The sequence below is a fragment of the Nonomuraea basaltis genome (genome assembly GCF_005893125.1).
In the GTDB taxonomy this organism is placed as follows: domain Bacteria; phylum Actinomycetota; class Actinomycetes; order Streptosporangiales; family Streptosporangiaceae; genus Nonomuraea; species Nonomuraea basaltis.
This window is the reverse complement of sequence record NZ_VCJS01000002.1, coordinates 57,230-79,064: the sequence shown is the minus strand read 5'-3', so window position 1 is coordinate 79,064 and position 21,835 is coordinate 57,230. Positions and strand designations below refer to the sequence as shown.

Here is a 21,835-nt window from a genome sequence, read left to right as displayed (position 1 = left end):
GCGCCGGTGCGCCGGGAAGTCTGGTCGGCAAAGATTTCGACGACGATCCGGCCGGAGGCCCCACGTGACCAGTTCCCTGCGGTGCTGCTGATGGGCGCGTTGCTGACGGCGTTCGCGGGCCTGCTCCTGCTGGCCGTGCTGGTGTCGAGCCTGGCCCACCGGACCATCCTGTCCACGGCGGCGCTGTTCCTGGTGGCCGGCTTCGTGCTCGGCGACGGCGCGCTGGGCGTGGTCTCGCTGCGGCCCGGCGACGACCTCGTCGCCACGCTGGCCGAGCTGGCGCTGTTCACGGTGCTGTTCACCGACGGCATGCGGGTGGGCTGGGCCGATCTGCGCAGCGCCTGGCGCCTGCCGGGGCGGGCGCTCGGCTGGGGCCTGCCGCTCACCCTGGGCATCACCGCCGTCGGCGCGCACTACCTGCTCGGCCTGGGCTGGATCGAGTCGCTGCTGGTCGGCGCGATCCTGGCGCCCACCGACCCGGTCTTCGCCGCCGCCCTGGTCGGCAACGAGAAGGTGCCGCCGAGGCTGCGGCAGCTGCTCAACGTCGAGTCCGGCGTCAACGACGGGCTGGCGCTGCCGTTCGTCATCCTCTTCCTGGCGATCGCGTCCGGCTCGGAGGACCTCCACCTCGGCGAGCTGGGCATGGAGCTAGGCGTGGGCATCCTCATCGGGGTCGCCGTCCCGTGGCTGGCGATCAAGCTGGAGCAGACCCGCTGGTTCTCCGCCTCCACCCAGTACGAACCGCTCAACGCCCTGGCCATCGGCCTGCTCGTGCTCGCGCTCGGCAAGGCCACGCACGGCAATCTGTTCCTGGCCGCGTTCTCGGCAGGGATCACCGTGGCGACCTTCGGCCACCGGCAGCGGGAGTCGTTCGAGCATTTCGGCGAGCTCATCGCCGAGCTGTTCAAGCTGGCCGCGCTGCTGGTGTTCGGCGCGCTCATCACGCCGGCGCTGCTCGGCTCGGTGGGGTGGCAGGGCTGGCTGTTCGCGGTCCTCGCGCTGGTGTTCGCCCGCCCGGTCGCCATCTGGCTGTCCTTCCTGCGCTCGGGCCTGTCCATGCGCGAGCAGGCGGCGGTGGCCTGGTTCGGGCCCAAGGGCTTCGCCTCCGTCGTGTACGGCCTGCTCGTGCTCGCCTCCGGCATCGCCGCCGCCCAGCAGGTGTTCCAGATCGTCGCGGTCACCATCGTGCTGTCGATCCTGCTGCACTCCTCCACCGACATCGTGGTGGCGCGCGGCTTCGACGACGAGCGGGAGGTCCCCGCCTGGTTCGGCGTGGCGCGGCGGCTGCGCAGGACCAATCGGGGCGCGTCCGATCGGGGCGCGGACGAGACGCCGTCGTGACGCGCGCTGAGCCGGCCCGCGATCATCGGTGGTGAGGTCATGAAATTCGGAGTTCGCCAGTTCGAGCTGGCCCTGATGCACCGCATGCGCGACCTCGACGCCGCGAGGGTCGAGGTCGCGCTCATGGCCATGGGCGCCTCCCGCGCCGAGCTCCGCGCCGCGCACACCCAATGGACGGCCATGCTGCACTCAGAGCGGGCCCCGAAGGGGCGGGCCTTGGTACGGATGGTGCTCGGCCCGCCCGCCTACGAGGGCGTGAAACCGGCCGGGAGCCTGACGTGCGAGGTGGCCCGCTGGAGGCTGCCCTCCTGGCCGGACCTGGAGTTCGAGGTCCTGCTCGGCCCCGGCGGCGAGGTGTGGAACCAGTGGTTCGTCCGTCCCGGCGGCGGCAGGGCGCTGGCGTTCGCGGAGCTGATCCCCTGGAGATGCGTCGTCGCCGACGTCGGCGCGAGTTTCCCCGGGGCCTCCCACCTGGAGGGCTCGGCCCCGCACCACTGGACGGTCGGCTTCACCCACGAGGGCACGCACTACCACGCCCGCTTCGTGTACGGCCTTTATCAGCGCCTCGACCGGGCTGACGACCGCCCCGCCTGACCCCGAACCGGATCCCGGCCTGCATCGACCGGTGACCGTAGGCCCGGCTCGCCGCCCGGCCTGCTCCAGCCCGCCGAGCAGCCGGTCATCGCCTCCAGCCGGCCGAGCAGCCGGTCACCGCGCCGCCTTCTCCGCTTTCCGCGGGGTCCGCAGCTGGGCGGTGGAGGTGCGTTCCACCAGCTCGGGCTGGAAGATGACGTGGCGGTGCTGGTGCCCGGCGAGCCGGTCGGCCTCCTCCAGCAGCATCAGGGCGGCGGTGAGGCCGATCTGCTCGCGCGGCTGCCGGATCGACGACAGCGGTACGGCCGCCGCGGCGGCGAAGTCGATGTCGTCGTAGCCGAGGATCGCCACGTCGTCAGGGATCCGCAGGCCGCGCTGCGTCAGCTCCTGCAGCACGCCCAGCGCCACCAGGTCGTTGGCGCAGAAGACCGCGGTGGGCCGCGCGGCGCGGGGCAGGCCGGCGATCTCCTGCCCGGCCGTGCGGCCGGTGGCGACGTTGAGGTCGGGCAGCGGGATGACGGTCAGCGTCTCTTCCCGGGTGAGCACGCTCGCCAGGCCGTCACGGCGGTCCTCGACCTGGCGGACGGTGAACGGCCCGCCGGCGAAGGCGATGCGGCGGTGCCCCCGCTCGCGCAGGTGCCGCCCGGCCAGGCGGCCGCCGAGGACGTCGTCCACGGCGACGGCGCACCCCGAGCTGAGCCGGGTGGAGTTGTCGAACAGCACCACCGGGATGCCGCGGGCGATGAGCCGGTCCAGCCGTTCCTGCTGGCCGCCGTCGCTCACGGGGGTGATGAGCACGCCCAGGGGGCGCTGCTCCTCGAGCATCTCCAGCAGCCTGGCCTCGCGGTCGGCGTCCTTGCTGCTGTTGAAGACCATCACGGTGACGCCGACGCGGTGCGCGGCGGTCTCCACGCCGCTGAGCACGTCGATGAAGAACGGGTTGGCCAGGTCGAGCGCGACCACGGCGATGGTCCGGCTGCGCCCGGCCCGCAGCTGCCGGGCGGAGCCGTTACGGACGTAGCCGAGCTGCGCGATCGCCGCCTGCACCCGCCGCAGCGTCTCTGGCGCTACCAGGTCGGGCCGGTTGAGCGCGTTGCTCACGGTGCCGACGGATACCCCGGCGAGCCGGGCCACCTCTTTGATGCTCGACATCGTTCCTCGTGTCTGGTGGGCGAACCACGGGCGCACCGTGCCGACGATCGGCACGGCAGCGGGACTTGAATCGTGTCAATGCCTGGAGCGGTGCATCGTCACAGGTCGAACCCGTGTCCACCGGCGTGATCATAGCCTATGCGGCCCACCGCGCCTGTGGAACGATTTACTGGTGTGGTAGTGGGGCCTGGCGAGACACAGTGGACCAGCCGGCAGTCCATGCCGCGTCATGATCATAGTGCCGTCCCCGCGCCCGGACGCCAGCCGTCGGTACAGCCCGGCCTGGCGCGGACGCCGGGACGAACGTCTAGCCGAGCCAGCCGGGCGCGACCAGGACGGCCCAGGCCGCGAGCGGGCCCGCCACGACGATCATCGCGCCGTACGCGAGCAGCCTGCGGTAGAACACGTCCCGATGCATGCCCCGGACGTTGGCCACGAGCAGCGCACCCGTCGTGGAGAACGGGCTGACGTCCACGATGGCCGACGACACCGACAGCGCCGCGATCATCGCGATCGGCCCCAGGGCGCCCGTCCCCAGCAGCGGCACGGCCAGCGGCACCAGCGCGCCCAGGATGCCCACCGTCGAGGCGAAGGCGGAAACGACGCCGCCGACGTAGCAGATCAGCAGCGCCACCAGCAGCGGGATGCCGATCGCGGCCACGGACGTGCCGACGTAGTCGACGGTGCCGATCTCCTGCAGCACGCCCACGTACGTGACGACGCCGCAGATCAGCAGCACGGTCGGCCAGGCCACCTTCTCGACGGCGCTCTTGTTCGCCTTGGGGGAGGTGAGGGAGAGGACGACGGCGACGGTGACGGCGGTCAGGCCGACGTCCAGCTTGAACACCAGCACCGCCAGGCAGAGCGCGACGATCCCGGTCAGCGTCAGCGCCTGGTGCGGCGTGAGCCGGAGCCCGCTCGCGGTCCCGGCACCGGAGCCGGGCTCAGGGATCGTGCGGGTGCCGGGGTCGGTGGCGGGCGCGGACGAAGTGCCAGGGGTGGGGTCCGGCGCGGCGGTGACCGTGGCTGCGGGCACGGGCGCCGCGCCGGGGTCCCCGGTCTCAGAGGTGGTGCCGTCTCCCGCCGAGCCGGCGCCTCCCGGGGCACGGACGGCCTCGGAGGCGCGGGAGGCGCCGCCGGGCTCGGAAGCGCCGCCGGGCGCGGGCACGCCTTCCGGAGCGGGCACGCCGCCGGGAGCAGGCGCGCCGTCGGAGGCGGACGGGCCCGGCACGGCGACGGCGCCGCGCCGTACCAGGTGGGGGCCGCCGAAGACGAAGAAGACGGCCACCGCCGCGGCGGCGTTGAACGCGAAGCTCGACAGGAACAGCACCACATTGTTGGTCGGCAGGTTGGCGTCCCTCGCCACCCCGTTCACGATCCCGCCCAGCACGCTGATCGGCGAGAACGCGCCCGCCTGCGTCCCGTGCGCCACCATGAGCCCGATCAGCAGCGGATGGATCTTGTAGTCGGCGGCGAACCCGAACGCGATGGGCGCCAGGATCGCCGCCACCGCGGGAGCCGGCGCGCCCACGGCCGTGAGCAGCGCCGAGATGGCGAACACCACCAGCGGGATGGCCGCGATCCGCCCGCGCACCAGGTGCACGGCGGCGCGTACCAGCCAGTCGACCGTCCCGTTGTTGGTGGCGATGGCGAACAGCAACGTCACCCCGACGAGGATCACGAACAGGCTGCCGGGGAACGCCCCCATGATGTCGTCGGTGCTCATGCCCGCGGCCAGCGTCCCGACGAGGAACGCGCCGACGAGGGCCAGCGCGCCCAGGTTCACGGGGAAGAGGGTGGCCACGACGAACATGACGATGAGGGCGAGAATGGACAGGAGCTCTGCGGACACTGCGTACTCCGTTCTCCCCCGATACGTTAGGGCAGGTCGGCCGCCTGATGAAGGAGCTCGACCGGGTGGCGGGCAGGGCGTCCCGCGCCGTGGGCGATCTGCTGGCGGCACGACACCCCCGTGGCCGCGAGCAGGGTGTCGGGCGAGGATGCGGCGATCGCCGGGAAGAGCCGGAGACCGCCGATCCTCATGGACAGGTCGTAGTGCTCGCTCTCGAAGCCGAACGAGCCGGCCATGCCGCAGCAGCCGGCGTCGATCTCTTCCACCTCCGCTCCGGGGATCCTGGACAGCAGTGCTCGCGTGGCGCCGGTGCCGACGACGGCCTTCTCGTGGCAGTGGCCGTGCAGGAGGATCCTGCGCCCGCGCAGCGCGCCGCCCAGCGTCAGCGAGCCGTCGTCGATCGCCTCCGTGAGCAGCTCGGGAATGAGCCTGGCGCGGGCCGCCACCGCGGCCACCCTGGGGTCGCCGGGCAGCAGGGCGCTGTATTCGTCCTTCAGCGTGAGCAGGCAGGACGGCTCCAGGCCGACGATGGGCGCGTCGGAACCGGCCAACTGACCGACCATCGCGCCGGCCATCGACCTGGCCCGCTCGAGCAGGCCCTTGGAGATGCTGGAGCGGCCGCAGCAGCCCTCGGCGGCCAGCCGTACCCGGTAGCCGGCGCGCTCCAGCAGCTCGACGGCGGCCTTCCCGATTCCGGGCTCGCTGTAGGTGGTGAAGGAGTCGGCGAGCAGGATCACCTCCCTGCCCCCCGCGGGCTCCGGCCTGCGCCGGAACCAGCGGATCAGGTTGTCGTGGCGGAAGCGGGGGAGCGGCCGCCGCCTGCTCAGGCCGAGCGGGCCGCGCAGGGGGGCGGCCAGCCGGTTCGACAGCGGCGCGGTGGCCGAGCCCAGGCGGTTGAGCGTCCTGATCGCCCCGAACAGACGGGAGCGCAGCGGTACGCCGTGGGCCTGCTGGTACTGGTGGAGAAACTCGCTCTTCAGCGCCGCCATGTCCACGCCCAGCGGGCATTCCGACTGGCAGGCCTTGCACTCCAGGCAGAGGTCGAGGATCCCGTGCAGCCGCTCGTCGCCCATCGCCTGCCGGGGATCGGCCGACGACAGGGCCTTGACCAGGGCGTTGGCTCGGCCGCGGGTGGAGTGCTCCTCCTCGCGGGTGGCCATGTACGACGGGCACATGACCCCGGAGTCGTCCTTGCGGCAGACGCCGACGTTCATGCACCGGTCGGCGGCGGCGTGCATGCCTCCGTCAAATGCCAGCGTGGTACGCAGCGGGCGCGGCTCCGGCAGGCCCGGGTCGCGCAGGTGCGCGGTCATCGGCGGTGCGTCCACGATCTTGCCGGGGTTCAGCAGCCCGCCGGGATCGAAGATCCGCTTGACCCGCCGCATGGCTTCGTAGATCTCGTCGCCGAACAGCCGCCGGTTGAACTCCGAGCGGGCCAGGCCGTCGCCGTGCTCGCTGGAGTTCACGCCGCCGTGCCTGGCGGCCAGCTCGGCGATCTCCTCGGCGACCGCGCGCATCCTGCCGATCTCGCCGGGCGCGCGCAGGTCCACGAAGGGGCGGATGTGCAGGCAGCCGACCGAGCAGTGCCCGTAGAAGCCGGCCTTCAGCCCGTGGCCCTCGAGGACGCGCCCGAACTCCTCGACGTACGGCAGCAGCCGCTCCGGCGGGACGGCGGTGTCCTCGACGAACGCCAGCGGCCTGCGGCTTCCCACGCTGGAGGCCATCAGCAGGCCGAGCCCGGCCTTGCGGACCTTGAGCACGGCCTGCTGCTGCCGGTCGGTGGTGGCCCGGAGCGTGTGGTAGCCGTGGCCGTTCGCCTTCCAGGTGGCGGCCAGCTTGTCCACCCGGTCGGCCACCTCGGCCGGGGTGTCGCCGAAGAACTCGACGAACAGCAGCGCCTCCGGGTCGCCCTCCAGGATGCCGCCGAGCCCGGCGTAGTCCACGCGCTGCCTGGACAGGTCGAGAATGGCCTTGTCCATGAGCTCGACCGAGGCGGCGTCGAAGGCCAGGGCGTCGGCGGTGGCCGCCACGGCGGCGAGCGTGGAGGTGAAGTGCCCGACGGCGATCGCCTTGGCCCGCGGCCGCTCCACCAGCGCCACCGTGGCCTCGGTCACCACGGCCAGCGTCCCCTCCGACCCGACGATCAGCTTGGTGAGATCCACACCGGTCGGGAGGCCACCGGCCGGGAAGGAGCCGATGGCCCGGTCCAGGCGGTAGCCGCCCGAGTGCCGCCAGAAACGCGGGAACCCGGCCAGATCGAGCCCCCGGAGGACCTCGGCCACCTCCGACGTGAGCCGGGCGTCGGTGGCCAGATCGGGCGTGGTGGCGTCGGCGAGGACCACGCGGAGCGACTCGACGTGGTCGATCGTGGAGCCGTACCGGACGGAGTGGCTGCCCGCCGAGTTGTTCCCGATCATGCCGCCGATCGTCGCCCGGTTGCTGGTCGACGTGTCGGGACCGAACATCAGCCCGTGCCGCCGTGCCGCCCGGTTGAGCTGGTCCTGCACGACCCCCGGCTGCACCCGCGCGCTGCGGCCGTCGATCTCCATGATCTGGTTCATGTGCCGGGAGAAGTCGACGATCAACGCCGCGCCCACCGTCTGCCCGGCCAGGCTGGTGCCCGCCCCGCGCGGCAGCACCGGCACCCCCAGCTCCGCGCACGCCGCCACCAGGACCTGCACGTCGCCGGCATCCCGGGGGAAGGCGACGGCGAGCGGCTCGATGGCGTACATGCTGGCGTCGGACGAGTACAGGTGCCTGGTGTAGGGATCGTCCCTGACGTCACCGCCGATCAGCGGCGACAGCTTCCCCGCCAGGCTCATCCGGAGCCCTCCTCCAGGCAGGCCAGTGCCGCGCGCACTCCGCCCTCCTTGATCGGCACCCCGGCCCCGAGCAGCCCCATCTCGACCCCGCCAAGCGTCCCCGCCAGCATCAGATCGTTGAAATGGCCGAGATGTCCGATTCGGAACACGCGTCCAGCCAGCCGCCCGAGCCCGGTGCCGAGCGACATGTCGTACCGCTCCAGGATGTGCCGCCGGACCGCGTCGGCGTCGTGCCCGTCAGGCACGAGCACCGCAGTGAGCGTGCTGGAGTACTCCCGCTCGTCGGCGCAGAGCACCTCCAGCCCCCACGCCCGCACCGCCCGGCGGGTCGCCTCCGCGTGCCGGTCGTGGCGGGCGAACACCTGCGGCAGGCCCTCCTCCTCCAGCATGATCAGCGCCTCGCGCAGCCCGTACAGCAGGTTCGTGGGCGGCGTGTACGGGAAGAACCCTTGCCGGTTGGCCGCGATGATCGGCTCCCAGTCCCAGTACGAGCGCGGCAGCCGCCCCCGGCGCGCCAGCGCCTTCGGCCCGACGGCGTTGAACCCGAGGCCGGGCGGCAGCATGAGCCCCTTCTGCGAGCAGCCGACGGTCACGTCCACGCCCCACTCGTCGTGGCGGTACTCCATCGAGGCCAGCGACGAGATCGTGTCCACCAGCAGGAGCGCCGGATGCCCGGTCGCGTCGATGGCGTCGCGGATCTCCGGGATGCGGCTGCGCACGCCGGTCGAGGTCTCGTTGTGCACCACCATGACGGCCGCGTGCTCGCCGGTGAGGAGATCGCCGATCGCGTCCGGGTCGGCGCCGTGCCGCCAGTCGCCCGGCACCAGGTCGACGACCAGACCCAGCCGGGCGGCCATCTCGCACCACAGCGTCGAGAAGTGCCCGGTCTCGAACGCCAGCACCCGATCACCGGGCGAGAGCGTGTTGACCAGCGCCGCCTCCCACGCCCCCGTCCCCGACGACGGGTAGACGACGACGTCGTGACGGGTGCCGAAGACGGGCTTCAGCCGTTCGAGCAGCTCGCGCGCCAGCCGGGCGAAGGCGGGGCCGCGGTGGTCGATCGTGGGCTGGGCGATGGCGCGCAGCACCCGGTCGGGGACGTTGGTCGGTCCTGGGATCTGCAGGAAGTGGCGGCCCACGTCGTGTTGCTCCTTCGTGCCGTGTCACGGCACAACGTGCCGTGTAGCGGTTCACTAACATTAAATTCGGCCCGCAGAGGAGTCAATGGATGCAGAACGTGATCACCGCCCTCCGAGTGCTCGAAGAGGTCGCCAGCCGCCAGCCCGCCGGCGTGGGCGAGCTGGCCCGCGGGCTCGGCCTGCCGAAGAGCACGGTGCAGCGCTCGCTGCGCACGCTGCACGACGCCGGGTGGATCAGGCCCGCCGGGGGCGCGGTCACGCGCTGGCAGGTGACCAGCAAGGCACTGCAGGTCGGGCGGCGGGCCGAGCTGGGGTTGCGCGACGTGGCCCTGCCGGTCATGGAGGAGCTGCGGCAGCGCACCGGCGAGACGATCCATCTCATGGTCCCTGAAGGGGACGCGGTCGTGCTGATCGAGCGGCTGGAGACCGACAAGCCGCTGCGCATCGTGCTGCCGCTCGGCATCAGGCTGCCGCTGCACGCCTCGGCCAACGGCAAGGCCGTGCTCGCGCACCTGGACCGGCCGATCGCCGAGCTGCCCGCGTACACCGGCACCACGATCATCGACCCGGAGCTGCTCCGCGCCGAGCTGGCGGAGGTCCGCGCCCGCGGCTACGCGGACAACCGCGGCGAGTGGCGCGCCGACATCGCCGCCGTCGCCTCCGCCGTCCTGGGCCCGGAGGGCCCGGTCGCCAGCCTCAGCGTCTCCACCCCGGCCAGCCGCATGCCGGACGACCTCAGACCGGAGTACGGCAAGCTCGTCACCCAGGCGGCCCGGACGCTCACCGAGTCACTCCGGCAATAGCAACCGACCAGTGCCCGGGTTGCGCACGTGACGCTGGCCAGCGGGGACGAGGCGGCGCTGGTCACGCGCTACGAGGATGTCAAGCGGGTCTTGAGCGATCCGCGGTTCACCCGGCCGACCGGAGCGGACGACGCGGCCAGGGCCGCGGACGTCGAGTCGGGTGGGCTGTTCAACAGCGAGATGGCCACCGTGCTGCCCCAGCACGGCGAGGCGCACCTGAAGTGGCGGCGGATGATCGGCAAGTGGTTCCCCGCCAAGCGGATGAACGCGCTGCGGCCGGGAATCGAGGCGATGGCCGAGCAGCTCATCGACGAGATGGTCAAGCAGGGCGCTCCGGCCGATCTCAAAGCCAGTCTGGGGTTCCCGCTGCCGGTGTGGGTGATCTGCGACATCCTCGGCGTCCCTGACACCGACCGCGACCGGTTCGCCCACTGGTCGGACATGCATAGTCCTGATCAGCACCGGCATCGGCCTGCTCGTCGCCGGGCACGAGACCACCGCCAACATGATCGGCAAGATGATGGCGATGCTGCTCGCCGACCGGCGGCGATGGGAGCAACTGCTGGCCGACCGGTCACTGGTGCGTTCCGCGGTGGAGGAGGCGCTGCGGCTGGACGCCAACGCGGGCTTCGGCATGGCGCGCTACCTCACCGAGGACGTCGAGATCGCCGACACCGTGCTGCCGAGCGGCACCACCGCGGTGTGCAGCATGGCCGCGGCCAACCGTGACGAGCAAGGGCAGCCTCTGCGCCTACAGCGGAGTGAGCGGCTCAGGGAAGCGGTGCAATTGGGCCGGCAACGACGCCAACTGGGCCGGCGGCGCGCGGCCGTGCCCTTTCAGCCGCAAAGTGAAGTCGCTATGGAACAACGGTTACGCAGGCAATCTCGACGATGTCCATCTCGTCAACTGCAGCGGCGCGCACTGGGGCATGCACAACGGCGAACAGGTTGCGTGGACCAACCCCACTGAAGACGCAGGTAGAGGCCATCTTTGCATCAAATCCCATAAATGGTTCAACATGTAGCAGCAAGTGTCGCCGCCGCCGCGAAGGCAAGGTCGCCATGCCGTACGTGGAGGACCTGTACGAGGCCACTCACCAGCACGTCCAGCTCGCCGTCCTTGACGGCCTCGACGTCGTCTACCTGGAGCGCATCTCGAGCCGGGCCGCGGTCGGCGTGCGCAGCCGGGTGATCAGCGAGCCGGCAGGTCACGCTGGGAGCGGCCGTTGCTCCGGCCGCGGCGAGTCGCGCCGCGGCCGGGGCCTGGGAGGGCCGTCAGACGTGGCGTCGGTGCCGGGCGCTATGCGTCGACCCCGGCCTCCTTGGCGGCCCGGTCGATGGCCGCCAGTTCGTCGGTGGTGAAGTCGAGGCGGTCGACGGCGGCCACGTTGGTTTCGAGTTGTTCGGGGCTGGAGGCGCCGACGATCAGTGAGGTGATGCGGGGGTCGCGCAGGGCCCAGGCCAGGGCGAGCTGGGCGACGGATTGGCCGCGGGCGGTGGCGAGGTCGGCGAGTTGGCGGACGAAGGTGAGCACCTGCGGGGTGACCCGGTCGGGGGTGAGGAAGCGGCCTTCGGCGGCGCGGGAGTCGGCGGGGATGCCGTCGAGGTAGCGGTCGGTCAGCAGGCCCTGGGCCAGCGGCGAGTAGACCACGCAGCCGACGCCCTCCTGCTCCAGCACGCCCAGCAGCGACTCCTCGATGCTCCGGTTGAGCAGGGAGTAGGAGGGCTGGTGGACCAGGAGCGGGGTGCCGAGGTCGCGCAGCAGGCGGGCGGTCTGGGCGGTGCGTTCGGGGGAGAAGTTGGAGACGCCGGCGTAGAGGGCGCGGCCGGTGCGGACCATGTGGTCGAGGGTGGCCGCCTGCTCCTCCAGTGGGGTGTCGGGGTCGTCGCGGTGCAGGTAGAAGATGTCGACGTAGTCGAGGCCGAGCCGGGTCAGGGAGCGGTCGAGGGTGGCCAGCAGATGTTTGCGGGAGTTGCCCTTGCCGTAGGGGCCGTCCCACATGGGGTTGCTGCCCTTGGTGGTGATCACGACCTCGTCGCGCAGCGATTTGGGGAAGATCTGGCCGAAGGCGGCTTCGGCGGCGCCGATGGGCGGGCCGTAGCGGTCGGCGATGTCGAAGTGGGTGATGCCGAGGTCGAGTGCCTTGTGCAGGATGGCGCGCTGGCCGTCGACGGGTTTGCCCTCGCCGAAGTTGTGCCACAGGCCGAGTGAGATGGCGGGGAGCAGGAGACCGCTGCGGCCGCACCTGCGGTACGGCTGGCGTTCGTAGTCCAAGGGTTACCTTCCACCTGTGATCTTAATGAAACGTTTTACGGGGCCACGTTACCGAGGTGAGAGCACCTTCTCCACCTCGTCGTCCGACACTGCGACACCTGGAGGGGTCCCGTTCTTTACTGTTCTGTACAAAATCCGGTAGCCTCCTCCTCATGGGCAGGCCACGCGAGTTCAGTGACCAGGCCGCGATCGACGCCGCGATGGAGGTGTTCTGGGAGAAGGGCTACGAGGCCACCACCACCCAGGACCTGTGCGCCCGAACCGGCCTCGGGCGCGGCAGTCTCTACAACGCGTTCGGCTCCAAGCATCGCCTCTACGAGGAGGCGATCCGCCGCTACGCCGAGACCCGGGCCGAGGCCCAGCTGTCGATGCTGGCCGAGCCGGGATCGGTGCGTGAGCGGCTCAGAGACCTGATGCTGGGCGTCATCGACGCCGACATGGCCGACCCCGGGCGGCGCGGTTGCCTGGCGCTCAACGCCGCCTCCGAGGCGAGCGGCCGCGACGAGGCCGTCGCCGGCCTGGTGCGCCGGCAGTTCTCCGGCCTGGAGCAGGCGCTGTGCCGGCTGGTGGCGATCGGCCAGAGCACGGGCGAACTGTCGTCCGACCGGCCGGCGCTGCAGGTGGCGCGGGCGTTCCAGAGCGCCTACTACGGCCTGCGGGTGCTCGCGAAGGTCACCGACGACAGAAAGGCCCTGCTGGACGTCGTCGAAGGCGCCGTCGCCGCCCTGTAACGCGTCATCCGGGCCCGCTGGGGCCTTTTTGCGCCCATTTTCTGTACTGATCAGTCAAGAAAGAGTCGATTTCGAATGCGATCAGGTGTGATTCCCTCGCTGATGTTGTGCGTCTTCGGCATCACGACCGGCGAGTTCGTCATCGCCGGCATCCTGCCCGACGTCGCCGGCGACCTGGCGGTGTCGATACCGGCCGCCGCCCTGCTGGTGACGGCGTACGCGATCGGGATGATCGTCGGCGGGCCTGTGCTGACGGCGCTCACCGCTCGCTTCCCGCGCAAGCCGCTCATCCTGGCCCTGCTCGGGATCGCGATCGCCGGGAACCTGGCCTCCGCGCTCGCGCCCGCCTACGAGGTGCTCTTCGCGGCGCGGATCGTCACCGCGCTGGTGACGTCCACGTTCTTCGCCAACGCGATCGTCATCGCAGCCTCCACCGCCCCGCCCGGCAGGCAGGCGTCGGCCGTGGCCAGGCTCGCGTTCGGCATGAACCTGTCGATGATCCTCGGCGCGCCGATCGGCACCTACATCGGCAACGACCACGGTTGGCGGGCCACGTTCGCCGTCATCGCCGCGTGCTGCGCGCTCGGGTTCCTGCTGGTGCTGTGGCTGGTGCGGGACGTCCGTGACGCGATCCCGGCCACGTCCGCCGTGGCCGAGCTGCGCGTGTTCCGCGGCCGGGATGTGCAACTGGCCATCGCCGTCACCGCCGTGGCGAACGCGGGCCTGCTCATGGTGTTCACGTTCTTCGCGCCCCTGGTCACCGAGGTCGCCGGGTTCACCACCGAGGCGGTGGCCGTGCTGCTGCTCGTGTACGGCGCCGGCGCCGCCGCGGGCAACCTGGCGGGCGGGTGGCTGTTCGACCGCGCGCCGATGCGGTCCCAGATCGGCCTGCTGGGCGGCCTCACCGCGGCGCTCGTGCTCATGTGGGCGGCCGGCGCCGGCCCGGCGGTCGCCGCGATCATGGTGTTCGTGCTCGGCGCGCTGGGCTTCTCCGTCATCCCCGGCATGCAGGCCCGGGTCCTGACCACCGCCGCCGCGGCGCCGACCCTGGCCATGGCGGTGAACGCCTCCGCCTACCAGCTCGCCGCCGCCTTCGCCGCCTGGCTCGGCGGCCGGGTCATCGATGGCGGGCTGGGCCTGCGGTCGATCTACCTCGTCGCCGCCGTGGCCACCGCCGCCGGGATCGCCGTCAGCGGCTACGCCTGGACCCGTGACCGCCGCCGCGTACCCGCCTAGCCCTGATCGCTGGAAATCTCACCCGCGACACCGCGCTGACCCCGCGCCCGGCGGGCCGCGGCGCCCCTTCGAGCCGGAGGTCGAGGGGCGGAGCTGACCGGCTCAGCACAACCGCGCCCGGGCGGCACCCAGCGTGTCGTCCAGCGTGGCGTGCACGACCTCGCCGGGGCGGGCGAGCCGGGCCTGCCAGCGAACGTCCTCGACCCGCCGGTACCCGGGATCCGCCCCGACCACCAGCCGGCGGGCCGGATTGTCCAGCGCGGCCCCAAGCTCCAGCAGCGCGATCGGCTGGTCGCTGTCGCCCGGCGGGAACCAGAACATCGTCAGCACCTCCGGCAGGTGCAGGTGACGATGCTCCCAGGCGATCTGCACCGGGGCCTGGGCGGGATCGTCCATGGGAAAGCGGCGGCGGCGCGGATTGAGCACGATCACCCCGAGCCGTCCCAGTGCGGCCGCCGCCCGCCGCTGCCAGTCCTCCACGCCGGTGATCCCGCCGGCCAGGAAGACCGCGGGCGGGTCCCCGGCCGCCGGCTCGTAGCGGTCCGGGGCCTCGTAGTACGTACGGACGGCCATGGGCGCTCCCTTCTGCATGCTGAGTTCATCGCTCCGATGGGCAGGAAACGTCACAGAGGCGGACGGCACCGATGCGCGGGGAGTATGGCATGACAGATCCATCGATGGTGCGGTTCTACCGCGACAACGGCTACGTACTGGTCAAAGGGCTGCTGACCGCGGAGGAAGCGCGGGCGTACCGGGACGAATGCCATGCGGTGCTGGCGCGGTTGCGACGGACGGACCCCACCTGGGGCAGCGCCCGCGAGCTCGCCGGACACGCCACCGAGCTGCGGCACTGCCACGACGCGCAGTTCTATTCGGCGGCGTTCGCGCGGCTCATGGTCGATCCGCGCTTCACCGATGTGGCGGCGGCGCTGATGGGGTCGGAGAACGTGCAGCTCCACCACACCAAGATCTTCGTCAAGCCGGCGGAGAAGGGGTCGCCGTTCCCCATGCACCAGGACGCCGCGCACTTCCCGCACACCAGGCACACGCCCGGCGCGGCCATCTTCCACTTCGACGACGCCCCCGAGGAGAAGGGGTGCGTGCGCGTGGTGCCGGGCAGTCACCGGAACGGGCCGCTGCCGCACATCGAGGAGGGCGGCTGGCACCTGCCGCTGTCGCGGTGGCCGCTGGAGGACGCCGTTCCCGTCGAGGCCGAGGCGGGGGACGTGCTGTTCCTCACCTATCTCACCGTGCACGGATCCGGGGTCAACCGGGCGGCCGAGGCCCGTACGACCCTGCTCATCCAGTTCCGCGACCCCGAGGATCTCCCCGCCGGCGACGTGCACCACTCGCGCGGGCAGGGGATGATGTTGCGGGGTGTCGATCCGACGATGCGCGGAGGGTGATTGGCCCATGCGGGTGCGGTGGTGGTGGGCGGCCCTGGCCGGGGTCCTGGCCGTGGTCGTCGTGATCGTCGCCGTCGTGGTGTCACGCGGCCGCACGGCCGCGCCCGAGCAGGCGGCCGGCGCGCGGATCGTGGCACGGGAGGAGGCCGGCGAGCGCGGGCGGGATCTCACCGTGCGGTCCCCGGCGCTCGGCCGGACGACTCCGGTACGTGTCCTGCTGCCGAAGGGCTGGACGCCCGGCTCGGGCCCGTGGCCGGTGCTCTACCTGCTGCACGGGTGCTGCAGCCCGAACCATCTCGTCTGGGACGAACAGGGCGGCGCGGAGCGGCTCACGGCCGGCATGCCGGCGATCGTCGTGGTTCCCGAGGGCGGCCCGGTCGGGTTCTACTCGGACTGGCTGCGCGGGCCGAAATGGGAGACGTACCACATCAAGGAGCTCATCCCGCTGGTCGAGGCCGAGTTCGGGGCGGGACCCGAGCGGGCTGTCGCGGGGCTGTCGATGGGCGGGCTCGGCGCCATGGGGTACGCCGCCAGGCACCCCGGCATGTTCCGCGCGGCGGCGTCGTTCTCCGGGGTCCTGGACACCACCGGCGACCGCAGCGGGCTGCGCCAGCTCGTCAGCCGGAACGGCGAGAACCCCGACGATCTATGGGGCGACCTCGACAGGGACCGGCACGTGTGGGAGGCCCACAATCCCACCGCGCTCGCCGGGCGGCTGAAGGACGTCCGGCTCTACGTGTCCTGCGGCAACGGTCAGCCGGGGCCGCTCGATCCACCCGGCGCGGGGGCCGACTACGAGGGCGCGCTCTTAGGCCAGGCGGTGACGTTCACCGAGCGGGCCCGGGCCGCGGGCGCGCGGATCACGACCGACTTCTACGGGAACGGCACGCACACCTTCCCCTACTGGCAGCGCGCGCTGGAACAAGCGCTCCCGATGCTGCGCGAGGCCATCGGCGCCTGAGGCACCTCACTGTCGCGGGCGCTCCGGTGCGGCGCACCCGGGCAGGACTCAGGCCTTGAGATGCTGCGTCACCGGATCCACCGCGTGGCGCAGCGGGCGGCCGGTCACGATGTCAGCTGCGCGCCGACCGGGCCCCGTCGGCGTCAGCCGTGCTCGGCGTGGGCGCCGTGGTCGCTCACCTGCGCGTCGAACCAGGCGTGCAGGGCCTTGACCAGCGCCGGATCCTCGGTCCGGTACGTGATGCGCGCCCCTGCCGGCACCTCGGCGTAGGACGTCGTGATCCGCGCGTACCCCTGTGACAGGGCGGTCAGCCCCGGCATGCCGTCCCCGTGGATGGCGGCCGGGTCGCCGAAGTCGCCGCGCGCGAACTTGGCCGCCTCCTGCGTCACATGCTCGCGGACGAGCCGGATCTGGCCGGAGTCCGACGGATCGTCCGCGACGACGGTCTGCACGCCGCCGTCCGCGCCCTTGGCGAACGTGTGAGTGGTGCGCTCCAGGTCGAACGGCATGACCTGGCTCCCCTTGGCCGCCACCTCCGCCTGCCGGTCGCCCTGCCCGCCGCATCCGGCGAGGGCCGCCATCACGATCACGGCCGTCGTCATCCAGCGGTCACGACTCATCAACGGCCTCCGTCAGCAGGGAAAGAGCATGCAGAACGCTCTCGCGCTCCACTTCGGGGATGCGGGAGAGGGCGGATTCGAAGCGGGTCTGCCGGGCGGCGGCCAACTGCTCGGCGGCCGCGCGTCCGGCGGGCGTGAGCCGGACGAGGACACCGCGGCCGTCGTCGGGCGCCCGGTCGCGCTCGGCCCAGCCGCGCCCGGTGAGCTGCGCGACGATGCGGCTGGTCGTGCTCTTCTCCAGCCGCAGCCGGTGCACCAGCTCGGCCTGCCGCAGCTCGCCCTCGCGGGCCAGCTCGGCCAGGGCGTGCGCCTCCGACACCGGAATGGGCCGCCCGCACGGCGTCTGGCCCGGCTGGTGCAGGCCGAACGCCCGCACGAACCGCGCCACGGCCTCCTGCAACTGCCTCGGATCCACTGTCATGGTTCGACCATAGAACCAAATGGTTCGATCGTGCAACTACTTTAGTGCTGGTGGTACTGATGGATCACCGCGTGCCCCTTGCCGCGCGAGATCAGCCACTTGTTGATCGGCGTGGTCAGCACGAACGCCACCAGCAGCGACCCCGCCAGCGCCCCCCAGAACAGCCAGCTGGCCAGCCCGGCCTCCATCGCGCCCGGCACGGTGACCATGACCGCGTTGTCCAGCACCTCCATCACGGCGATCGACACGGTGTCGGCGGCCAGCGCGACCTTCAGCGCCGCGCGGAAGCTCACCCCGGCCCGCAACACGCCGCGCATGGTGAGCGCGTACCCGAATACGAACGCCAGCGCCACCGCCAGCACCACGGTCGCGACGTTGGACAGGCCGGCCGCGGTGCCGATCACCATGCCCAGCACCTCGCCGATGGCACAGCCGGTCAGACAGTGCGCCGTGGCCTGCGCCGCCATTCCCCAGGTCGCCGCCGGGGGCTGATGTCCGGTCTCGTGCTGTTCGTGGTGGTGGTGAATGCTGCTATCCATGTACGGCCTCCTCGTTAGCGTTTTCATACGGGGTAGGGGTATACGGAAAGCTATCGGCATGAGGCCGGAAATGTCTACTTCGTTTGCCCGTAGATCAGTCGCCCGCCGAGTCGTCAGGGGTGGCGGAGCCGAGCACGAGGCGGCGTTGCTCCTCCTCGACCACCAGCCGGGCCAGCGCCTGTTCCGAGATGTCGACGGCCTCGGCCGCGGACTCGGCGAGGTCGCTGCGTCTGGCGTAGGCGTCGAAGAGCGCGGACTTGCGGTGCAGGATGTCCAGCATGCGCTGGTCGACGGAGTCCACCGTGAGCAGCCGGTGCACCTGCACCTTGCGTACCTGCCCCATCCGGTGGGCGCGCGCCACGGCCTGGGTCTCCATGCTGGGCTTGACCTGCGGCTCGCACATGATCACCACGGAGGCGGCCTGCAGGTTGAGCCCCACGCCGCCCGCCTGCACCTGGCTGAGCAGCACCGCGTGCCCTCGCGCCGCCGAGAACGCGTCCACCACCTGCTGGCGCCGCACCGCGCTCAACCCGCCGGAGATCGGCCCGTGCGCCCGCCCGTCCAGCGCGGCGCCCACGGCGGCGAGCACGGCCCGGAAGTACGAGAACACCACCACCTTGAGCCCGTTGGCCGCGGCGTCCTCGACCAGTTCGAGCACCCGCTTGAGCTTGGCCGACGTGGCGGGCTCGGCGTAGGCGGCGCGGCGCATGGCCATGAAGTTGCCGGCTGCGACCGCCTGCCGGTAGGCCTCGAAGTCGGCGCCGCTGAACTCCACCCACTCGTCCGCCTCGACCCGGTCGGGCAGCTCCGCGAGCACGTCCTGCTGGTTGCGCCGCAGGTAGACCGGTGCGACCGCCTTCCTGAACGCCTGCGCCCCCGCCACGACGTCACTGCTGCGCAGCTCGGCGGCCAGATCGGGCTTCAGGTACGAGATCAGCGTGCGGAACTCCTCGACCCGGTTCTCCATGGGCGTGCCGGTCAGGAAGAGCACGCGCTCCGTGCGGGCGCACCAGGCGGCGACGGCCCTGGAGCGCTTGCTCATCGGGTTCTTCACGTAGTGGGCCTCGTCCACGACCAGCAGGCCGACCTCGACCGCGGGCGGCACGTCCAGCCGCTGGAGGCCGTCCATGGTGGCCACGGCGACGCCGCCCTGGCGTACCCAGTCCTCCTGGGCCGCGAGCCGGTCCTGGCCGTGCAGCGGGCAGGCGCGCAGGGTGCTGCGCGACTCGATCTCGCGTAACCAGTTGATCAGCACGCTCGTCGGGCAGACCACCAGGAAGTGCGTCATCCCGAGGGCCTTGAGATGCGCCAGTGCGGCGATCGCCTCGATCGACTTGCCGAGCCCCATCTCGTCGCCGAGAATCGCGCGGCCCTGTGCGAGGGCGAACCGGGCGCCGAACGCCTGGTAGCCGCGCAGCGACACCCGGCGGTGCGTGTCGTCGAGCGGCTGGGCGCCGACCTTCGCCGCCAGGTCGTCGGGGAGCAGGCCCTGGCCGGTGCCGACCGGCTCGCCGGCCAGCTCGGCGAGCAGGCCGAAATACTCGGGGGAGCGGGACTCGAAGTCCGTCCACGCCTCGAAGTCGCGTGCGGCGGGACGCAGCAAATCCGTGGTGACCTGGGCGAGCAGCAGCCGGGTCGCGCGGGCGCCGGCGAGCAGCTCCTCGATCTCAGCCACCGCCTCGCGGGCGCGGCGGCGACGCTCGGGCAGCGTGAACAACATCCGCAGCCGGCTCCGCGCCGGGCGCGCCCGCGCCAGTAACGGCGCCAGCCGCTGGTCCAGGTCGCGGGCGGCGTCGAGAGCACGGGGGAGGTCGGGGCCGACGTCGACCATACGGTGCAGGGCGATCACGAGGTCCGTGGTCGCCTGGTCGCGCCGCTCGACGTCGATGCGGATGCTCGCGGCCTCGGCGGCCGCCTGCTCGATCTGGCGGGCGGCCGCGTGGATCTGCCCCGCCGTCCGCGCACCGATCCCCGGCAGCAGCTGCAGCTGGTACGGCGAGGCCTCCAGCACCTGCCGGACCGTGGCGTACCCGGCCTTCTCCAGCGTCGCGATGCGGAGCCGGCCGTCGGTCACGTCCCTCAGCCGCGAGACGGGGATCTCGCCCAGCCCGGCCCTGGCCACGTCGACGCGCAGCGCGTCGAGCGCGTCCCTGGCCTGGCGGCGGACGGAGGAATGGTCGTCGAGCAGGGCGCGCGCGCCGGTGAGAAGTCGGTCGGCGTCACGGAATTCCACCGGACCTAGAATGCCCTAGCTTGCGGGCACCCGTATATCCACCGATGACCGACCCCGGCACCTCCATCTCCACCTCCCAACCCCGTCGTGCTGCTCGGCCACCCGGTCAGTGGCCGTGACCATGGCCGACGAACGCCCCAGCCGGCTTGCCGGGCGGCACCAGTCCGAGCGAGACCACGGCCGCGACGGCCGCCACGATGGCGCACAGCGTGAGCCCGGAGACGAACCCTCCGATGCCCGCCGCCGAGCCGGGCGCCAGGCTCGCCGCGGCGACGGTGGAGACGACGGCCACGCCGATCGAGCCGCCCAGCTCGTGGAAGGTGTTGATGACACCGGACGCGACACCGTTCTCACCGGGCGGGATGTTCGCCATGGTCGTCGTGGTGGCCGTCACGAACGCCGGTCCGATCCCCAGCGCGGCCAGCGCGAACCCCGGCAGCAGCGTGGTGTACGCACTCGCGTCGGGCGAGATGCGCGTCATCAGCGCCGCCCCCGCCGCCGTCAGCACGAACGAGGCCACCGCCACCGGCCGGCCACCGATCTTGCCGATGAGATGCCCGCCGATCTGCGCGCCGAGCGTGATCGCGATCGCCACGGGCAGGAAGAGCAGCCCGGTCTCCAGCGCGCTGAACCCCAGCGCGTGCTGCAGGTAGAGCGAGCTGAGGAAGAACAGCCCCAGCATCAGCCCGGTGGCCAGCAGCATGACGAACGTCCCCGAGATCACCGGACGCCGGGCGAGCGTCTCGGCGCGCATCAGCGGCGACCGTACCGACCGCTCGACCACCACGAACAGCGCATAGAGCAGCGCCGCACCGGCCAGCGGCAGCAGCGTGCCCGCCGCACCCCACCCGGCGTCGCCCGCGGTCACCAGCCCGTAGATCAGCAGAGCCGTCGCCGTCGTGACGATCAGGGCCCCGGGTATGTCGAGCCGCTCCCCGCGCCCGGGAGCGGCGGCCGGTACGACGGCGGGCACGGCTGCGAGGACCAGCAGCCCGATCGGCACGTTGATGTAGAACACCCAGGCCCACCCCGGACCCGCGGTCAGCACGCCGCCGAGCAGCACACCCAGGGCGGCACCCGTACCGCCGATGGCCGCCCAGACGCCGAGCGCCCGCGCGCGCCGCTCACCGTGGAAGGTGGTGGTGATGACGGCCAGCGCCGCTGGGGAGAGCAGCGCCGCGCCGATCCCCTGCAGCGCCCGTCCCGCGATCAGTACGGTGCCGCTCCCGGCCAGCCCGCACATCAGCGACGCCGCCGTGAACAGGGCCAGTCCGGTGATCAGCGTGCGGCGCGCACCGAGCGCGTCCGCGAGCCGCCCGCCGAGCACCATCAGGCCGCCGAAGCACAGCGTGTACGTGGTCACCACCCAGGTCAGCGCCTCGCGGTCGAGCGCCAGCTCCGTGCCGATCGTCGGCAGCGCCACCTGCACCACCGTGATGTCGACGATCAGCATGAACTGGGCCAGGCAGAGCAGCACCAGCACGAACCACCCGCCGGCCCGCATCTTGGCGGGAGACGTATCGATACTCATCCAGAGCTCCTTAACTCGAACATTGATGTTCAAGTTAACACGCCAACACCATACGTCGGTAGGGTTTCGGAAGCGGCGCCACGACATGCCTCAGGGCACGGCGCTGCGCATGGCGCATGCCGCCCTCACCCATGGCGCGTTGCCAGTTGGCGCGTGGCGCGTGGCGCGTGGCCGCCGGG

The 21,835-nt window shown here is 71.9% G+C and carries 20 protein-coding genes and 1 pseudogene; 9 read left to right on the top strand and 12 right to left on the bottom strand.

From position 1 onward, the window contains the following. The first annotated feature begins 6 nt into the window (after window positions 1-6). The gene (locus EJK15_RS01210) at window positions 7-1,341 is read left to right on the top strand and encodes a cation:proton antiporter (RefSeq protein WP_240776691.1); all 1,335 of its coding nucleotides are present in this window, start codon (window positions 7-9) and stop codon (window positions 1,339-1,341) included. A 39-nt stretch (window positions 1,342-1,380) separates the two neighbouring features. After that, window positions 1,381-1,935: a hypothetical protein gene (locus tag EJK15_RS01205; protein WP_138708455.1), complete on the top strand. Its 555-nt coding sequence runs from the start codon at window positions 1,381-1,383 to the stop codon at window positions 1,933-1,935. A 114-nt stretch (window positions 1,936-2,049) separates the two neighbouring features. Here the strand turns inward: EJK15_RS01205 and EJK15_RS01200 are convergent, their stop codons facing one another. From EJK15_RS01200 to EJK15_RS01185, 4 genes are all read right to left on the bottom strand, one after another. Further along, window positions 2,050-3,087: a LacI family DNA-binding transcriptional regulator gene (locus EJK15_RS01200; protein ID WP_138708454.1), complete on the bottom strand. Its 1,038-nt coding sequence runs from the start codon at window positions 3,085-3,087 to the stop codon at window positions 2,050-2,052. 307 nt (window positions 3,088-3,394) lie between these two features. Further along, complete coding sequence (locus EJK15_RS01195) at window positions 3,395-4,939, bottom strand: SLC13 family permease (protein ID WP_138708453.1); 1,545 nt, start codon at window positions 4,937-4,939, stop codon at window positions 3,395-3,397. Window positions 4,940-4,965: 26 nt separating this feature from the next. After that, window positions 4,966-7,761, bottom strand: a complete 2,796-nt coding sequence (locus EJK15_RS01190) for an FAD-binding and (Fe-S)-binding domain-containing protein (protein ID WP_138708452.1) — start codon at window positions 7,759-7,761, stop codon at window positions 4,966-4,968. After that, entirely contained in the window at window positions 7,758-8,900 is a 1,143-nt protein-coding gene (locus tag EJK15_RS01185) for a pyridoxal-phosphate-dependent aminotransferase family protein (protein ID WP_138708451.1), read from the bottom strand. The genes EJK15_RS01190 and EJK15_RS01185 overlap by 4 nt, the downstream gene beginning before the upstream one ends. 89 nt (window positions 8,901-8,989) lie before the next feature. Between EJK15_RS01185 and EJK15_RS77360 the strand changes: the two genes are divergently transcribed. The 3 genes and pseudogenes from EJK15_RS77360 to EJK15_RS77350 all read left to right on the top strand — a co-directional run bounded on the left by EJK15_RS77360 (window position 8,990) and on the right by EJK15_RS77350 (window position 10,728). Continuing rightward, complete coding sequence (locus EJK15_RS77360; RefSeq protein WP_138708450.1) at window positions 8,990-9,703, top strand: IclR family transcriptional regulator; 714 nt, start codon at window positions 8,990-8,992, stop codon at window positions 9,701-9,703. An 18-nt stretch (window positions 9,704-9,721) separates the two neighbouring features. Next, a pseudogene (locus EJK15_RS77355) lies at window positions 9,722-10,436 on the top strand (cytochrome P450); the annotation flags it as partial. Beyond that, window positions 10,429-10,728: a peptidase inhibitor family I36 protein gene (locus EJK15_RS77350; RefSeq protein WP_138708449.1), complete on the top strand. Its 300-nt coding sequence runs from the start codon at window positions 10,429-10,431 to the stop codon at window positions 10,726-10,728. The pseudogene EJK15_RS77355 and the gene EJK15_RS77350, both read left to right, overlap by 8 nt. Here the strand turns inward: EJK15_RS77350 and EJK15_RS70000 are convergent. Beyond that, window positions 10,718-10,915, bottom strand: coding sequence for a hypothetical protein (locus EJK15_RS70000; protein WP_171074030.1), 198 nt, complete (start codon window positions 10,913-10,915; stop codon window positions 10,718-10,720). The two genes, EJK15_RS77350 and EJK15_RS70000, sit on opposite strands and share 11 nt — an antisense overlap. 88 nt (window positions 10,916-11,003) lie before the next feature. Then, on the bottom strand, window positions 11,004-11,978 hold the full coding sequence (locus tag EJK15_RS01160) for an aldo/keto reductase (RefSeq protein WP_138708448.1): 975 nt from the start codon (window positions 11,976-11,978) through the stop codon (window positions 11,004-11,006). A 152-nt stretch (window positions 11,979-12,130) separates the two neighbouring features. On the opposite strand from EJK15_RS01160, the gene EJK15_RS01155 reads away from it, so the two are divergent. Further along, window positions 12,131-12,709 carry a TetR/AcrR family transcriptional regulator gene (locus EJK15_RS01155; RefSeq protein WP_138708447.1) on the top strand — a complete coding sequence of 193 codons (579 nt, stop codon included), beginning with the start codon at window positions 12,131-12,133 and terminating at the stop codon, window positions 12,707-12,709. A gap of 75 nt (window positions 12,710-12,784) precedes the next feature. Then, window positions 12,785-13,945, top strand: a complete 1,161-nt coding sequence (locus EJK15_RS01150; protein ID WP_138708446.1) for an MFS transporter — start codon at window positions 12,785-12,787, stop codon at window positions 13,943-13,945. 102 nt (window positions 13,946-14,047) lie between these two features. Here the strand turns inward: EJK15_RS01150 and EJK15_RS01145 are convergent, their stop codons facing one another. Beyond that, window positions 14,048-14,518 (bottom strand): nucleoside 2-deoxyribosyltransferase domain-containing protein, encoded by a 471-nt coding sequence (locus tag EJK15_RS01145; RefSeq protein ID WP_171074038.1) that lies wholly within the window; start codon window positions 14,516-14,518, stop codon window positions 14,048-14,050. A gap of 89 nt (window positions 14,519-14,607) precedes the next feature. On the opposite strand from EJK15_RS01145, the gene EJK15_RS01140 reads away from it, so the two are divergent. Together EJK15_RS01140 and EJK15_RS01135 are read left to right on the top strand one after the other, a co-directional pair. Then, window positions 14,608-15,351, top strand: coding sequence for a phytanoyl-CoA dioxygenase family protein (locus EJK15_RS01140; protein ID WP_138708444.1), 744 nt, complete (start codon window positions 14,608-14,610; stop codon window positions 15,349-15,351). 7 nt (window positions 15,352-15,358) lie between these two features. Continuing rightward, window positions 15,359-16,312 (top strand): alpha/beta hydrolase, encoded by a 954-nt coding sequence (locus tag EJK15_RS01135; protein WP_138708443.1) that lies wholly within the window; start codon window positions 15,359-15,361, stop codon window positions 16,310-16,312. Window positions 16,313-16,455: 143 nt separating this feature from the next. Here the strand turns inward: EJK15_RS01135 and EJK15_RS01130 are convergent, their stop codons facing one another. The 5 genes from EJK15_RS01130 to EJK15_RS01110 form a co-directional block, all read right to left on the bottom strand. Further along, window positions 16,456-16,932, bottom strand: a complete 477-nt coding sequence (locus EJK15_RS01130) for an aspartate carbamoyltransferase (RefSeq protein ID WP_138708442.1) — start codon at window positions 16,930-16,932, stop codon at window positions 16,456-16,458. Further along, a complete protein-coding gene (locus EJK15_RS01125; protein WP_138708441.1) occupies window positions 16,922-17,353 on the bottom strand; it encodes a MarR family winged helix-turn-helix transcriptional regulator in 432 nt (143 codons plus the stop codon). Before EJK15_RS01125 ends, EJK15_RS01130 begins: the two co-directional genes overlap by 11 nt. Window positions 17,354-17,394: 41 nt before the next feature. Then, window positions 17,395-17,892, bottom strand: coding sequence for a DUF4396 domain-containing protein (locus tag EJK15_RS01120; RefSeq protein ID WP_138708440.1), 498 nt, complete (start codon window positions 17,890-17,892; stop codon window positions 17,395-17,397). 94 nt (window positions 17,893-17,986) lie between these two features. Beyond that, window positions 17,987-20,125, bottom strand: a complete 2,139-nt coding sequence (locus EJK15_RS01115) for a DEAD/DEAH box helicase (protein WP_240776690.1) — start codon at window positions 20,123-20,125, stop codon at window positions 17,987-17,989. Between the two features lie 106 nt (window positions 20,126-20,231). Next, window positions 20,232-21,656 carry an MFS transporter gene (locus tag EJK15_RS01110; RefSeq protein WP_138708438.1) on the bottom strand — a complete coding sequence of 475 codons (1,425 nt, stop codon included), beginning with the start codon at window positions 21,654-21,656 and terminating at the stop codon, window positions 20,232-20,234. Between the last annotated feature and the right edge of the window lie 179 nt (window positions 21,657-21,835).

Excerpts from the sequence above, each read along its gene's own strand:
- EJK15_RS77360 (WP_138708450.1), top strand. The coding sequence starts at position 8,990 with ATGCAGAACGTGATCACCGCCCTCCGAGTGCTCGAAGAGGTCGCCAGC.
- EJK15_RS01155 (WP_138708447.1), top strand. The coding sequence starts at position 12,131 with ATGGGCAGGCCACGCGAGTTCAGTGACCAGGCCGCGATCGACGCCGCG.
- EJK15_RS01135 (WP_138708443.1), top strand. The coding sequence starts at position 15,359 with ATGCGGGTGCGGTGGTGGTGGGCGGCCCTGGCCGGGGTCCTGGCCGTG.
- EJK15_RS01130 (WP_138708442.1), bottom strand. The coding sequence starts at position 16,932 with ATGAGTCGTGACCGCTGGATGACGACGGCCGTGATCGTGATGGCGGCC.
- EJK15_RS01110 (WP_138708438.1), bottom strand. The coding sequence starts at position 21,656 with ATGAGTATCGATACGTCTCCCGCCAAGATGCGGGCCGGCGGGTGGTTC.
- EJK15_RS01150 (WP_138708446.1), top strand. The coding sequence starts at position 12,785 with ATGCGATCAGGTGTGATTCCCTCGCTGATGTTGTGCGTCTTCGGCATC.
- EJK15_RS01140 (WP_138708444.1), top strand. The coding sequence starts at position 14,608 with ATGACAGATCCATCGATGGTGCGGTTCTACCGCGACAACGGCTACGTA.
- EJK15_RS01145 (WP_171074038.1), bottom strand. The coding sequence starts at position 14,518 with ATGGCCGTCCGTACGTACTACGAGGCCCCGGACCGCTACGAGCCGGCG.
- EJK15_RS01120 (WP_138708440.1), bottom strand. The coding sequence starts at position 17,892 with ATGGATAGCAGCATTCACCACCACCACGAACAGCACGAGACCGGACAT.
- EJK15_RS01125 (WP_138708441.1), bottom strand. The coding sequence starts at position 17,353 with ATGACAGTGGATCCGAGGCAGTTGCAGGAGGCCGTGGCGCGGTTCGTG.
- EJK15_RS01200 (WP_138708454.1), bottom strand. The coding sequence starts at position 3,087 with ATGTCGAGCATCAAAGAGGTGGCCCGGCTCGCCGGGGTATCCGTCGGC.
- EJK15_RS01205 (WP_138708455.1), top strand. The coding sequence starts at position 1,381 with ATGAAATTCGGAGTTCGCCAGTTCGAGCTGGCCCTGATGCACCGCATG.
- EJK15_RS01190 (WP_138708452.1), bottom strand. The coding sequence starts at position 7,761 with ATGAGCCTGGCGGGGAAGCTGTCGCCGCTGATCGGCGGTGACGTCAGG.